5 protein-coding genes are annotated in these 15,303 nt (G+C 69.4%); 3 read left to right on the top strand and 2 right to left on the bottom strand.

Features of this window, described 5'->3' with window-relative positions; all coding sequences use genetic code 11:
* The 3 genes from ACIRFL_RS39660 to ACIRFL_RS39670 all read left to right on the top strand — a co-directional run.
* The coding region (locus ACIRFL_RS39660; protein WP_404039267.1) for a hypothetical protein at positions 1–3,990 on the top strand (3,990 nt) is incomplete at its 5' end.
* Positions 3,987–6,593: a right-handed parallel beta-helix repeat-containing protein gene (locus ACIRFL_RS39665; protein ID WP_404039270.1), complete on the top strand. Its 2,607-nt coding sequence runs from the start codon at positions 3,987–3,989 to the stop codon at positions 6,591–6,593. The genes ACIRFL_RS39660 and ACIRFL_RS39665, both read left to right, overlap by 4 nt.
* Positions 6,594–6,622: 29 nt before the next feature.
* Complete coding sequence (locus ACIRFL_RS39670) at positions 6,623–7,537, top strand: ricin-type beta-trefoil lectin domain protein (RefSeq protein ID WP_404039273.1); 915 nt, start codon at positions 6,623–6,625, stop codon at positions 7,535–7,537.
* 90 nt (positions 7,538–7,627) lie between these two features.
* Here ACIRFL_RS39670 and ACIRFL_RS39675 read toward each other — a convergent pair whose 3' ends face one another.
* Together ACIRFL_RS39675 and ACIRFL_RS39680 are read right to left on the bottom strand one after the other, a co-directional pair.
* Positions 7,628–8,002 (bottom strand): hypothetical protein, encoded by a 375-nt coding sequence (locus ACIRFL_RS39675; RefSeq protein ID WP_404039276.1) that lies wholly within the window; start codon positions 8,000–8,002, stop codon positions 7,628–7,630.
* Positions 8,003–8,725: 723 nt separating this feature from the next.
* A complete protein-coding gene (locus ACIRFL_RS39680) occupies positions 8,726–15,058 on the bottom strand; it encodes an RHS repeat-associated core domain-containing protein (protein ID WP_404039329.1) in 6,333 nt (2,110 codons plus the stop codon).
* Between the last annotated feature and the right edge of the window lie 245 nt (positions 15,059–15,303).

Here is a 15,303-nt window from a genome sequence, read left to right on the forward strand (position 1 = left end):
TACCAAGACCTCCACACCCACACCCACACCCGCGTCGACACCAACGGCACCAACCGCGGCCCCATCACCCTCCACAACAACGAGTTCCACATCCCGAGCGGCATCGCCAACCGGACCCGCTTCCACGGCCTGGACGGGGCGCACACGCACGATCTGCTCACTCTTCAGGGCGGCCCGCACGCGGGTCAGCGGCTGCACATCGCGCCGGACGGCACGGCCACCCTCGACGGCACGACGGTGCATGCCCAGCCCGGCGGTGCCTGGCGGATCCAGCAGGGCGACCGGGGCGTCGTCGTGGCACCGGACGGCACGTTCACCCACGACGTGGTGGCGCTGGCGGGCACCCCGCACTTCGCGCATCTGCCGCACGGCGGCGGTCCCGCGGCGTTGAAGGCCGCCGACGGCACGAACGTCCCGCACGGTTCGGTGACCGCCCTGCCGGACGGCCGGCTGGTCGTCGTCGACGGCGCCACCACGCGGCTGCACACCCCCGACGGCCGAACGGAGTTCACCGCGACCCGGCTGTCCACGGGTGAGTCGGTCCGCCTCCATCCGGGCGGGGCACGGGAGTTGCTGGACACGGACCTGACGAGGATCGACGGCGCCACGGTGACCGTCCGGCCGCACGGCGGGCACCACATCACCGGATCCGACGGCACGGTACGGCTCTTCGACGGCGGCGGCGCCCCCACGCACACCCTCACCCCGCCCGCCGACGGCGGCCATGTCTTCCGCGTCGCCGACGGCCGGGGCACGCACGCCTTCGACGCCGTACAGCTCTCGGACGGGGTGGGCACGCGCTTCGTGCGCACGGACACCCACACCCTGCTCGACGGCGATCTGAACGCCGTACCCGACACCCCGCACGGCACGTTCAGCCGCACCCCGGGCGGCGGTTACCGCATCGACCACCCGGGCCCCGGCCCGCACCACGGCGAGTACAAGGTCTACGACGCCGACGGCCGGCTCACCGAGCAGCGGATCAACGTCATCGACCGGGGCACGGTCAAGCCGAACGAGTACCTGCGCCTGGACCACGCCCCCGCCGGGACCGGCAAGCCCAGTTGGGAGCGGGTCCGGCTGGACGGCACCGGCGCACCCGTGCAGGCCCCGCCCACCCGGCGCTGGTACGACACGGGCACGATCGACGGCAAGGGCCTGGGCAACGGGCGGGTGAGCCTGGTCAGCCACTCCGGGGTCCAGGTCATGGAGCGGCGCCCGCTGCCCGGCGGGCACACCGTGGACGCCTACCACTCCCGGGCGGGCGTCGGCACCTTCGGCCGGTTCAACCAGCGGGGCGTGTGGACGGAGTTCGCCGCGGACGGCACGGTCGTCCGGGTCGGCACGCGGCACTGGGGCGAGAGCGGACGCAGCTGGTTCGACGTGACGGGTTCGGGCAGCGGCAGCCCGCGCGTGCGGCACTTCCAGGAGAACCCGGACGGCGGCCACGTACTCGCCGAACTCGACAACTGCCCAGTCACGCAGGGTTTTTCCGGGCCGACCCGGTGGACCCGGTTCGACGGCGAGTTCAAGCAGGTCGCCGAGGGCACCCGGCACTGGGGTCCGGGGCGCGGCTTCACCGACACGATGCCCCACCCGGTCACCGGTGAGCGGGTCGTGATGCAGGAGAAGTGGGGGCGGTTCCAGTGGACCCCGCACGACGTACGCCGTTACCAGCAGACCGAGTTGGGCGCCGACGGCGTGCCGAAGAAGGACTACACGTCCTGGTCCGCGCACGGCAAGGAGAACGGCCGCGGACTGACCCTGGAGAACGGCGGCTTCCTGGAGAGCCGCCGGTTCGCCGAGCAGCGCCCGCCGGTGGCCTTCCGCTGGGCGATGAGCGGCGACTACCGGGCCGCGAACCTGCACGACGTGCCCTGGCTGCGCGGCGACAGCAGACTCCAGGTGCACCACTGGACCGAGACCGCGGCGAACGGCACCAGCACGCACGGCATCCGCTTCGTCAGCATGAACGGGACCGTCACCGACGTGACCCGCGGCGGCGAGGTGGTGCGCGAGACCCGCAAACTGCTCGGCGGCGGCACCGTGAAGACCGGCGACGTGGAGCTGCCGGACGGGGTCACCGGGCAGGAGAGGGGCTATCTGCCGTTCTCCCAGGGCGAGGGCGGGCTCCGGGGCCACCGCACCTACCACCAGGCGGACTTCGCCCCGCTGCCCGCCCGGTTCGGCAACGGCCTGCCGCCGGTGCGCTGGCAGGAGCGGGTCACCACGGACCTGCACGACTTCGACTGGTACTCGCCCAACACGGCGAAGGAGTGGAAGGTGGTGCGGGTCGGTCTGGCCGACGGCACCGTCATCGACTTCCGTCCCACGCCCGGCCGTCCCGACCGGCTCGGGCACCTCGGGGGCGGCGACTGGACCCGCTACGACCACCACGGCCTGGTCGTGGCCCGCAAGGACACCTGGCCGGCGCCCGGCGGCGGCCGGCCCGTGGAGGTCACCGCGACCAGGATGCCGGACGGCGACATCCGCTGGACGGACAGCCTGGGCAACAGCGGTGTCCGCAAGGTCAACTTCGAGCGCGGGGACGTCACCCGCTGGGGCTGGGACCGCGAGTCGTACCAGGACTTCGACGCCACGGGCGCGCTGGTGCGCGACCACCGGCTGCTCTCCGACGGCACGGTCGTGGACGCCTGGCGCGGGCCGGGCGCGGGCAGCGGCTGGCACTGGAACAAGGTCGGCGCGGACGGCGCGGTGAAGAACTTCGGCACCGGCGCCGGTGACCGGGTCCGCCGGTGGTTCGACGGGCACGGCAACGCGCTCGCCGACTGGCGGCCCGGTGCGCGGTTCGAGGACTCGGTCACCAGCCTCAACCACCGGGTCGTCCAGGAGATCCCCGCCCGGCCGGCCGGCACCCCGCGCTTCGCCGACTCCCCGCACCGCGTCCGGGAGTACGTGTCCTCGCCCGGCGACGCGTTCAAGGCGCACGCCTGGAAGGAGTACGAGAACGGCATCGAGCTGGGCCGCAAGGTGGAACTGCCGGACGGCACCTTCCTGGAGAGCGAGGACTGGCACAAGCAGTGGCGCCGCTTCGGCAAGGACGGTGTCACGCTCATCGAGGAACGCACCATCTCCGGATATGTGTGGCAGACCGACTTCCTCGGCCGTCACACGCTCATCGGCCGGGAGACCAACTTCACGGGCGTCTTCAACGAGTACCGGGGCTTCAGCCGGATGTGGCGCGAGCCCAACCGGTGGGAGTGGGGCCACACCCACAACGGGGTATCCACCTACACCCCGTTCGTCGACAAGGCGGTCCAGGCGGTCGTCGTCGACATGCTCCAGGAGTGGCTGCTCGACTTCGGCATGAACCTCGCCGTGTACGGCATCATCGCGGCGGCCACCGGCACCCCGTTCGGCTGGTCGGACGTGGGCAAGGCCGCGTTCGGCGCCAGTGTGGCCGCGGGTGTCAAGGGCGGCTTCGCGGCCGGGCACTTCGCCGCGCACCGCGGCGGCCCGTGGAAGACCGGGCTGAGCCAGGTCGACCAGGGCAACCCCTATCCGCGGCGCCCCAACGACGACACATGGGCGGGCGAGTTCGGCGGCAACGAGAAGGTGACACGCTGGCGTTCGGGCGCCTACGACTTCGGCGTGGGCCTGGTCAGCGGGTCGGTGTCCGGGTTCATCGGCGGTGCCGCGACCGCGGCGATCTTCGGCATCAAGGACAAGGACGGCAACACCGTGCACCTCCAGGGCGGTGACGCGCTGCTGGCCGGCCTGTTCGGCATGGCGGGCGGCGTGGCCGGCGCGGTCAGCCTGGGCATGGCCCGTACCGCCATCACCCAGAGCCTGGCCGGCCGCTGGTACCACCGGCAGGGATTCTTCGACATCTTCGCGGTCGCCGGGCTCGGCAAGCTCATCGACAAGATCTTCGCGAACATGTACCTCGCGGGCGCGCTGCGCGAGTCGATCAACCCGGGCTGGTACCAGGGCTCGGGCGAGGACAACCAGAACGGGGGGCCGCGATGACGGCCGTCAAGGTCGCCGCCAGGGGCCGGGGCACCCATCGGAGCATCGCCGCGGCACTGGCCGCCGCCCCCGCGGGGGCCGTCGTGACGGTGGCACCGGGCCACTACGCCGAGTCCGTGACGCTCACCCGCAGGGTGGTGCTGGAGGCGGAGGCCGGCCCCGGCTCCGTCGTGCTGCGTTCCCCGCAGGGCCCGGCGGTCACGGTGACCGCCCCCGGCTGTGTGCTGCGCGGGCTGCACCTGACGGGAGCCGACCCGGCGCAGCCGCTGGTCAGGGTCGAGGACGCGGCGGGGCTGACGGTCGACCGGTGCGAGGTGACCGGCGGACGGATCGAGGTGCTCGGCTCCGCGGACGGGAGGTCCGCGGCGGCGAACGCCGCGCTCGGGCCGGACCACACCCTGGCGGCTGAGCTGGCCGACCCGGTGGACGGCGGCGGGGTGCTGCTGCTGTGCGACGCGCGGCTGAGCGGCGCGCTGGGCACCGCCCTGCATCTGACCGGGGACGCGCGGGCCCGGGCCGTGGACTCGGTGGTCGACGAGGTGGACGGCATCGGCGTGGTGCTGTCCGGTCGGTCGGTGCTGATCGCCGAGCGGCTGCGCGTGAGCGGTACGTCGGGTTCGGCGCTGCGGGCCAAGGGGGCGTCGCGGCTGCTCGCCCGGGACTGCTCGGTCGTCGGCGCGGGCCGGCACGGGGTACTGGTGCAGGACGAGGCACTGGCCGAACTGTCCGACTGCCGCGTCGTCGGCCCGGCCCGGACCGGGGTGCGCTCCTCGCACACGGCCCGTACGACGCTGGTGGACTGCCGGGTCAGCGGTGCGCTCGACCACGCCGTCACGGCATCCGACCAGGCCCGTATCGAGGTGCGCGACTGCCGTCTGGAGGCGCCGCACGGGCACGGTGTGCTGCTGGCCTCCACCGCGTCCGCGTTCTGCGCGGGCACGCTGGTCGACGGCGCGGGTGTCACCGCCGTACGGCTCACGGACCGGGCCACGGCCGTGCTGACCGGCTGCCGGGTGCGCGGCGGCGGGGACCACGGCATCGCCGCGTCCGGCTCGGCCACGGCGGAGGTCGAGGACACCTCCGTGGTGGATCCGGCCAGTTGCGGGGTGGACGTCCAGGACGAGGCCCGGGTGACGCTGACCGGGCTGCGGCTGCGCGGCGGCGACACCGGGGTGCGTCTGCGGTCCGTGGCCGCGGTCGCGTCCGAGGTGCGCGGCTGTGCCGTGAGCGGGCAGCGGCGCAGCGGGGTGGAGATCGGGCCGGACGCGGAGGCCGTCGTGGCGGACGTCCGCATCGCCGGGGCCGGCGGCGCGGGCGTGGCCGTGGACGGCGGCGGGCGGCTGCGGCTCTCGGGCGGCGCGGTGTCCGGGGCTGCGGGCAGCGGTCTGGTCCTGGAGCGCGCCGCGTCCGTTCAGGTGCGGGACCTGCGGATCGCGGACTGCGGCAAGAACGGCATCCTCGTCGGGGAGGCGGTCAGCGGCTCCTTCGACCACTGCGACCTGTCCGGGTCCGCCTTCCCCGCGGTGCACGTCGGCAAGGGCGCCGAAGTGCGTTTCAGGGGCTGCCGGTTCTTCGACTGCGGCCAGGACGTGGCGCTCGCGGACGGCGCGGACCCGGTGTTCGAGGACTGCGCCGCGGTCCGGGTGAGCACCCCCGTGCTGCCCGCCCTCGCGGACCGTCCCGGACCGTCCGCGCCGGTGTCGTCCCCGGGCACCCCGGAGCAGCCGGAGGGCCCGCGGGCCCGTGGGAGCGCGTCGGGTACGGACGAGCTGTGGCAGCAGGGCGAGCCCGAGCCGGAGCCCGAGACGCTGGAGGACCTGCTGGCCGAGCTGGACGAACTGGTCGGACTGGACGGCGTCAAACGCGATGTGAACGGCATGGTCAAGCTCATGCAGACGGTACGGCTGCGGGAGCAGGCGGGCCTGCCCGCGCCGCCGCTCAGCCGCCATCTTGTGTTCGCCGGCAACCCGGGCACCGGCAAGACCACGGTGGCCCGGCTGTACGGCCGGCTGCTGAAGGCGCTGGGGCTGCTGGCGCGCGGCCATCTGGTCGAGGTCGACCGCAGCGCCCTGGTGGGCGAGTACGTCGGGCACACCGGCCCGAAGACCACGGAGGCCTTCCACCGGGCGCGCGGCGGGGTGCTGTTCATCGACGAGGCGTACGCGCTGGTGCCGGCCGGCGCGGCCAACGACTTCGGGACCGAGGCGATCGCGACGCTGGTGAAGCTGATGGAGGACCACCGCGACGAGGTGGTCGTCATCGCGGCCGGCTATCCCGGTGACATGGACCGGTTCGTCGCCTCGAACCCGGGTCTGTCGTCGCGGTTCAGCCGGACGCTGCTGTTCGCCGACTACACCTCGGCCGAGTTGGTCAGCATCGTGGAGCACCACGCCCAGCGGCACCGCTACGAACTCACCGACGCGGCCCGCCGGGCCCTTACGACGTACGTCGAGAACATTCCGCGCGGTGCGCAGTTCGGCAACGGACGCACCGCACGGCAGCTGTTCCAGGCCATGACGGAACGCCAGGCGTTGCGCATGTCCGAACTGACCGATCCCGCGCCCGCTCAGCTGGTGCAGCTGGACGAGCAGGACCTGTTGTGACCCCCGTCCCCCACAGGAGCGCCGACATCATGTCCGCACCCGACTCTCCGTCCCCGAAGACCCCGGTTGAGACCGGGTCCGAGCGTCCCTTCGCCGAGGCGTTCCGGCGCCGACCAGCCCGTGCGCCGCACGGGCTGGTGCCCGGCCGCCGGGTGTGGGTCACGCTGGGCTGGGCCGCCGCCGTCTCGGCCACCGTCACCGTGTCCGCCGTGGTCGCCGCCGACACCGGGCGGCGCGGCACGGACGAGATCACCACCGCCTCGGCCGACCGGGCGACGTCCCCGCCGGCGACGTCCGCGCCGGCCACCCCGTCGCCGAGTGCGGAGTCTCCGTCGCCGAGCGCGTCCGCGTCCGCTTCCAAGAAGGCCGAGAGCCACCCGAAGAGTGACCAGCACAGGGTGGTCCAACCGGCCGCGCCGGTCACCGTGACCCAGCGGGCACCGGAGTCGGGCGGCGGGAAGACGTCCGGGGCCTCCGGGTCGTCGGGGTCGTCGTCGAAGTCGTCCGGCGAGAAGACCGCCACCGACAAGGGGTCGACGGTGAAGGCACCGGCGCAGGACTTCTCCCGCCCGCTCGGTCCGATCGTCGGCCGGTACGGCGCGTTCGTCGGCCACTGCGTGCAACTCGTGGGCACCGCACTGCAGTTGTACACCTGCGACGGGGGCGCGGACCAGAACTGGCAGTTCGCAGCGGACGGCACGTTGCGCAAGAACGGGCGCTGTCTGTCGCTGGCGGGGCGGTCCACCAACGACGGGACACGGGTGGTCATGGCGGCCTGCGACACGACGAACACCACGCAGTGGCGTTACTCCCCCGGCCAGGACATCGTCAACGTCGCCGCGGACAAGTGCCTGGACGCCGCAAACGCCTCCACAGCCAACGGCACCCCCCTCCAGATCGCCTGGTGCTCAGGAAACGCAGCCCAGAAATGGAACGTGCCCTGACACCCGGCGCCGCCACGCCACCCACGTCTCAGGTGCACGGCCCACTCCCTCGAAGACCACAGGGAGCGAACCAGGGCGTCGAACTCGTCGTCACCAAGGAACAGGCACGTGGGCCACAGTGACTACGCCAGAGAAAGAAATCTCCACAATAACCCGGTCACCGGGAGAATAGATCCAGAGTTCCGGCACGCATTCCGTGATGTCCGGCAGGTAAGAGATAGAGGATTCAAGCCTCATCTCCACACTCGGAACTGCCAGGTTCTCCCAGAAGAAGATCAGACTGTCAGCTTTCGGGGCGAACTGATGGAGCACCGTGCTCAGCTCGATGGAATCCGACTCCATCGAGCAGAGCACCAAACCATCAGCCACCGCGCCCCACTCGATCGCACCATCAGCGTTGCGCGGGTAACGGCTAAGACTTTCACGCTCGTACTGGAGATGCTGATCCAGGCTCAGTAACTGCACACCCGGCCGCCCAACCCAAGTCAGCCGTCGGTCACCCTGCTGATCTGAACGAACCACTCGAACCATAGATCCGGGCAGGAGGTCCGGCCTGGTTCCGTATACACCGTCGAGCGTCACGAATTACCGCCAAGAATTCTCGCGAAATCGTCTTCTGCGTCATTCCATGGGACTGCCCACTTACGCGCAGAGTCGCCCTCGCCGACTTCCACGTTGATATGGGGACCCTTCACCGCATCGTAATCCCGCCCCTCCGTAACTTCTCAAGGTCACTTGCGGCGAGCTCACCTTCGGCGCGCGCTTCGTCCGTACCTAAGAAGGCACCAGGGTTATCGGCCGCCACCATTGCCAATGGCTTGAAGTTGCCCACCAGCATAACGATTCTCGAACGATCACAGAAGCCTCAGGTTCCATGAACAGCGTCACGAGACACTAGCCTAATAATCGGCGAAGCGAGGGCATCATTTGGCGTCGATGGTCGATCTCCATCGCAACTCAACAACGGCAGTCGGAACGAGAGGCGACATCTCTGAGTCAAACATCGAAATAATCTCCCGAGACTCCATCATTGGAATCCCAGCGGCTTCATTGAGCACCCGCATGAAGTTGAGCGGAGTCAAGTTGAATGACTCGGTAGACCGAAGGAATTCGACCAGGTCAATAAGGCTGCACCCCTCCGAAATAGCCTTCCGGACTTCAGCCGCAACTGCTTCCACTCAAAGCCTCCTACCTCGTGAAGAGCACCTGAACGTCAATGTACGCACCTGGATCGCCAACTGCCTTCGTGACCTGCACGTTGCTGAAGCCGTGTCGAGCTGCCATTTTTCCCGTGAAGGTACTTGCCGCCGCCTCTTCAAGTGACATGCCACCTCGGACCATCTCGTTGAACGTGTTGAGGTTACTCGGCATGGCCCTGACCCACTTCCCCTCGATGGCGCTGAGGCTCTTGGCTCCGAAGTGATTGATCGCGTCATCAAACATCTGGGCACCCCGTGGGGTAGTTGGGCCCTTCTCGATAGCCAGGCTGAGCACACCATTATTCGCATTGGCCATTACGCCACCCTCGGAGCCGCCATAGAAGTTGGCGTACTCCCCATTCGCTGCGAGATTTGGGACGGGCCGCGGCCCCCTCCCCAAAGGTCCAGGGCCGACGAAGGTGCCAGTACCATAGTAGGAGCCTTCGGTTTCGCAAGGGTAACCCGGGTTACAGACATGCCCATCTGGTTCAAGTATTCGTGTCAGAAATCCCCTCCATCCCGTAGGCTGCGGTCCATACCACCTACCAGGATCAATGCGCTCCTTAACGGTGGAACTCTTAGTCTTCAACCAGCCTTGGGGTGCCTTTGAGGGTAGCGTGAGATTGCGCCTGCCAGGGACGCCACCGAGGCCTGTGGGCTTGGTGTTGCCCTGGACGAGCCCGGGACGTGTTCCGCAGCGGCAGGCCCGGACCGGCCCCTCACTGCTGCTGGCGCTGCTGTGGTGGGTCCCGCCGCTGCCGCGGGAACCATTCATCCCGGGGTTCTGTCCGTAGCCGTCACAGATGTCCTTTGGGCAGAGGCCCGTGGGGTCGCTCTTGCTGATGGGGCTGTTGCCGCTGTAGGCATAGCCGTTCATCTGGAGCGGGTCGGTGATGTCGATGACCGGGTCGGCGGAGAGGAAGCGGCCGGAGGTCTGGTCGTACTCGCGGGCGCCCAGGTGGGTCAGGCCCGTTGCGGCGTCGTCGATGCCGACGCCGAGGTAGCTGCGCTTGTTGGGCCAGCTGGCCGGCTTGGTCCCGCGCGGTTCGCCGTAGGGTTTGAAGGCGCGTCGGGTGACCGGCTGGCTGGCGGAGAGTTCGACTCCCGTATCGGCGGTGCCCAGTTGGTCGGTCAGCAGGACGCTGAGTTTGTGTCCGGTCGTGGCGCTGCCCGTCGCGGTGCGGACGACCGTGGGAGCGCCGGCCTGACTGTAGGAGCGTGAGGCTCGGGTGATGGTGCCCGTTGCGTCCGTGCTCACCTCGGTCTCGCCGAGGTACAGGGTCGAACCGGAGGCGGAGTTCTCCAGCAGGCAGTTGCCGTCGGCGTCGTAGACGTAGGTCGTCTTCTTGCCGTCGTCGGTGATGGAGTCGAGCTTGTTCTCGGGCGTCCAGGCCAGATTCTGCGTGGTGTTGTACAGGTCACGGACCTCTGTGTTGCCCGTGGCGTCGTACGTGTAGACGCTGCCCTTGCCGGACGGGGTGGAGCTGATGGAGCTGACGGTGTGCGGCTGCTTCGTGTACGACGGACTGGTGCCATTGCCGGCGACCGTCTTGCCGTACCGATAGGTGTACGTCAGGTTCTTGGACGCGTCGGCGGTGTCGTGCTCGGTGAGCGTGGCGCGGTTGCCGAGCCAGTCGAAGGTGAAGGACTGGCGATAGGCGGTGGCGCCGGTCGAGACCGTCGTTGTGTCAGGGGCCGCGGCGGCGAGAGTGGAGGTGAGCGAACTGTCCGGGGTGGTGGTGTCGGTCGCCTCGTCCGGGGCGTCGGCGACGGGGCCGGACGAGGCCGCGTAGTCGGTGCGGTAGCCCCAGGTGCTGCCGTTGGCCGCCTTGCATCCGGTGCCGTTGGCCTCGGAAGTGATGGCCGAGGTCCAGGCGTGGGTGAGTTCGCCCAGTACGTCGTAGGTGAAGCACTGGATGTCCCAGGTGTCGCCGCTCGCCTCGGTGAGCTTGCGGGCGTTGGCGGTGATCGTGCCGGAGGTGTCGTAGGCGTAATAGCTGTCGGTGATGCGGTGGGGGCCGGCTGTCTCGCGGTCGGCGACGGTGCGCTGGAGGCGGCCGGTGTGCGGGTCGATGAAGTTGGTCGTCCAGACCCGCGCCGGCTGGGAGCCGGAGACGGTGCGCAGGGGTTCGCCGTAGGGCGAGTAGGTGGTGTCGGTCGTGTACCAGGTGAGGCCGGAGGTGGACTCGGGCAGGCCGTCGCTGTTGTAGCGGGTGACGACCTTTTCCCTCGCCAGGCCGCCGACGGCGGGCAGCGTGATCGACTGCTGCCGGCCGGTGGGCGAGTAGGTGTACGAGTACGCGTACGTTCCGGCCAGCCCGGTGGTCATCGCGTTGGCGGGGATGACCGTTTCGGTGCCGGTGGGGTGGTAGTCGGCGTCATAGCCGGTGACGCGGTTGATGTAGTCGCCGGAGTCGGTGTGCCGGACGGAGCTTGCCGGTTGACCGATGCCACCGGGTGCGTCGTCGTAGGTGTACTCCTTGTAGGGCGTGGCGCTTGGCGAGCCCTGGCGTACGGCCTTGACGCGGCCGAGCGGGTCGTATTCGGTGAATGCCTCCTGCTCGCGGGCGTTCTTGGTGCGGTTGGGGCGGTCGGCGTCGTCGTACCAGGTGTAACTGGTGCCGGTGTCGGGGTCGGTGGAGGAGGTGACCCGGCCACGGGCGTCATAGGTGGACGACCAGACGTTGCCGGCGGGGTCGGTGACCGTGGTGCGGTTGCCCCGTGTGTCGTAGCCATAGGTCGTGGTGCGGCCCGCGGAGGAGCCGGCGGAGTCCTGGGTGTAGTGCTTGACGGAGGTGACCCGCCCGCGTGCGTCGTAGTAGGTGCGGGTGGAGGGGATGGTGGATCCCGGCGGGTTCACCCAGGTGCTGGTGAAGCTGTAGTTGGTGTAGGTGGCGTACTTGTAGTCGCCGTCGTAGTACGTCGAGGCGCGTACCTCGCGTTCGAGGCCGTCGTAGCGGTGTTTGATCCAGCTGGGGATCAGCCCCTTCGACCTGGGTGCGAAGAGCTTGGTGTCCGGCTGGCCCTGGGCGAGGTACGGGCTGGTCTGTTCGTCCACCAGGCCGTGGTCGTCGTAGGTGGTGTCGACGATGACCCGGCCGGGCCCGTGGGCCTCGGACTGCTTCTGGACCTCGCGCCCCAGGCCGTCGTAGAGAGTGATCTCGCCGGCGTAGGTGCCGTCGTCCTTGAGTGTCTGGACCGTCACCGCGGCGGGCCGGTTCTCCTTGGCCGAAGCGACTGCCGGGTGGTACGTGACCTGGACGTTGGGTGACATGCCGACCGAGGAACGGGAGGGTGACCAGCCCTTGACCAGCCGGCCGAGCGCGTCGTACTCGTTCCGGGTGACGCGGCCGTTGGGGTCGGTGACCGTCAGGGGAAGGCCGCGCCCGGGATCGAAGGTGGTCTTCGTGACGCGCCGCTGGGTGTTGAACGTCTTGATTTCCGTGACCGGTCCGCCGGTTTCAGGCGTGTACTGGGTCTCGGTGGTGCCGTCCTGCGGCCTGGTGACGGTGCGCACCCGGCCGAGAGAGTCGTAGGTGGTGTCGGTGACGACGGAGTACGAGGTGCCCGCTCCGTCGGTCTCGGCGACGGACGTGACCATGCCCTTGGCCGGGGTGGCGCCGTAGGCGAGTTTGTCGTAGGTGTTCCGCACGGCCGATACGAGTTGCGTGGCCGGGTCGGCGCCGGAGTACGCGGCGCAGGAGGTGCCGGTGGTGCGTTGCTCCTTGGGCAGGCCGATCAGCCAGGCCGTCGTGTTGTGGACGTACGACGTCACGGTGCAGGTCTGGTCGGAGAGCACCTCCGCGCTGCCGTTGGGTTTGACGACGGCCGTCTCGACCTGGATGGGCAGTCCGTAGGTGTCGTCGACGGTGGTCAGGGTCCGAACGGCCCGCCAGCCGCCGTCGTCGAGATCCTGGATCTGGTCCGTCCGCTTGATACCGGTACGGTGGGCGAGGAGTGGGTCGGCGCTGGTCGCGTCCTCGTTCTCGCGGGGGCGTGAGGCGGTCTGCTTGGACCAGGGATAGTTCAGCGTGCGCCCAAGGCGCTGTCCGTCGGAGTCGCGGTAGGTGATGGTTTCGGCGGTCATGCCCGCGAACTGCGGTGCGTCGTCCGACAGCAGCGTGTAGGTGCCGGTGGAGTCCTTGACCGTGCCGCCGGTCCCCTGGAAGTAGCGGGTGACCGAGTACGACTGGGAGTTGACGTCACCCTGCTCGGAGATCGACTCGGCACCCTTGGTGGCCGTGACCTGCCGGTAGCCGCGCCAGTCGCTGTAGGTACGCAGAGCGGGCCGGCTGAACTCGTCGTCGCTCTTCGCCCAGGCCGGCCCGTCGTACGCGTACGTGGTGATGATCGGCTTGCCGTGGGTGGTGACCTTGTCGTTCTCGGTGACGGAGGCGACGACGTACTTGTTGAACCAGCTCTTGGCGGGTGTCTTCTCGTCCCCGTCCATGGACCAGCGCAGCGGATAGCAGGTGCCGTTGTTCTTGCCGTTGTCCTGTGCGGGCTCGGTGCGGCAGCCGCCCTCGTACTCGACCTCGATGTCACCGCCGTTCTCGGTGGAGACGGTACCGATGCGCGGGCGGGTGAAGCCGGGACGCTGATCGCCCTTGCCGGAGGAGACCAGACTCGGCAATTGCCGGTCTTTGAGCGACGCTTTGAGCGGTGATTCGGCGCCGACCGTGTATCTGGCGAAGCTGACGCCGTCCTGGGACTGTGGTGTGCCGGTGGTGTCTCCGGGGCCGTAGCCGGTGCGCGTGATCGAGTTCAGCCACAGGCCGGGGGAACTGTCGTACCAGTCCTCGGGGAAGGACTGGTGGAGGGTGTAGACGTCCACCTTGCCCAGGCTGCTCTGTCCGGCGCGGGCGCCCTTCGTCGTCACCGTGTCCAGGCGCAGCTGCGTCCAGAAGGAAGGGAAGGGAGGGCACAGTTTCGAGGTGGACTTGCAGTTGAGGTTGCCCGGGGTGTCCCACCAGGGCCGGTAGGCACCGGGATCGTCTGTCTTCGCGAAGTTGGCCGGGTCGCAGGCGGTCTCCGAGCGCAGGCAGCGTTGTCCGACACCGAACTCCACCGTGGCGGAGGGCTGGGTCATCGTGTCCGTGCGCATGCCGTACTCGATCTTGGTCGGGTAGGCGTAACGGTCGTACTGCTCGGGCGACTTGAACTTCTTGCGCACGGCGTAGTGGTTCGTCTCCTGTTTCCAGTTGACGATCATCACGTTGCCGTTGACGTCGACGACCTTGTCCAGACCCCAGCGCCATGCCTGCTGCTTGCCGGAGCCGCAGCGGGAGTCGGCGAAGGCAGCGGCGTGGCAGGGCTCGCCGGGGTGGTTGCCGAAGACGGGAACGGTGGAGACGGAGTTGGTGTCGGCATGGCCTCCGCCGACACTGTTGACGCCGTAGTAGTACTGGGTGCCGTTCGTGGTCGTGACCACCCAGTACTCGCCGTTGTTGTCGTCGTTGCCGCCGCCGACGCGGTGCTCGACCCGGGTGCCGTCGTCCTGCTGAGGGCGGTATGTCTCGGTGTCCTTCTCGGGATCGCTCCCGGAGGCCGCGTCACGGACCAGTTCCGTGGTCTTGCCGGCCAGGGACATCACCGCGTTGTAGGAGGCCCAGCACAGATCGGATGTCTTGTCCTTCTTCGCGGTGTTGTTCGGCGTGCCCGCCTTGAAGGTCTTGCGGTCGTCCTGGCAGGAGCGGTACCGGCGCTCGATGTAGCCGGGGTCGTAGGACCAGCCTTCGCCGATCCAAGAGGCCTGCGGCGAGGAGACCGCGGTGCGTCCGTCCACCGTCTGGGAGTTGTAGTCGAGGGAGACCACTGGGACCGGTCCGGCGGGCGCGCTCGGTATGGTCAGCGGATACGACCAGGTGAACGCGCCGGAAGAGCCTCCAGCCTCCCACTTCCCGTCCGACGCGAGCGGCGTCGCCTTGAAGGTCCCGCCCGCGCCGCCGCCCGAGTCGACCGCGCCGACGACAGCCGTGCCGCTGCCCGTCGCCGTGGGAACCGCCGGTGTTGCGGTGCGGTAGGCCGCCTGGGCCACTGCCGGCCGCTCCGCGCGCGGCGCATTCGCCGAAGCCGGTGTCGCCGTGTCGCCGGCCGTCGGGTCGACCGTGGCCGTCACGGATTTCAATGCCGTGTCGTTGGTGGTCTCCAGTTCCTCGTACGCCTGGCACGCCTCGTCGTCCGGCGTGGTCAGATAGCAGTCGGGGAACTGGACGAGCCGCAGACGTGTGGCCCAGTCGGCGCCGTAGAGGCTCTTGAACTTCGAGTAGTCCAGTTGCACCGAGACGGGAACGGAGCCTGAGTCGGGGCCTTGCACCACCATGACGGCGCCGTCCACGCCCTGGCTCACCGGTGCTCCGCGATCCGGAATGGTGACCTGCCAGGTACCGGACGGCGCCGGCTGGTCCGGCGCCCGTCCCAGGCTGACGGGCAGGGCACCGACAGGGCTCAGAGCCGCCTGATCGGCTGCCGCCGTGGCGGTGGTGCGGTGGGACGCCGTGGTCACCGTCGAGCCGAAGGTGACCGATCCGGTCAGGTTGGACGGCGGCGACACCGTGTTCACGGGGG

It is taken from the genome of Streptomyces sp. NPDC102462 (assembly GCF_044765425.1).
In the GTDB taxonomy this organism is placed as follows: Bacteria; Actinomycetota; Actinomycetes; order Streptomycetales; family Streptomycetaceae; genus Streptomyces.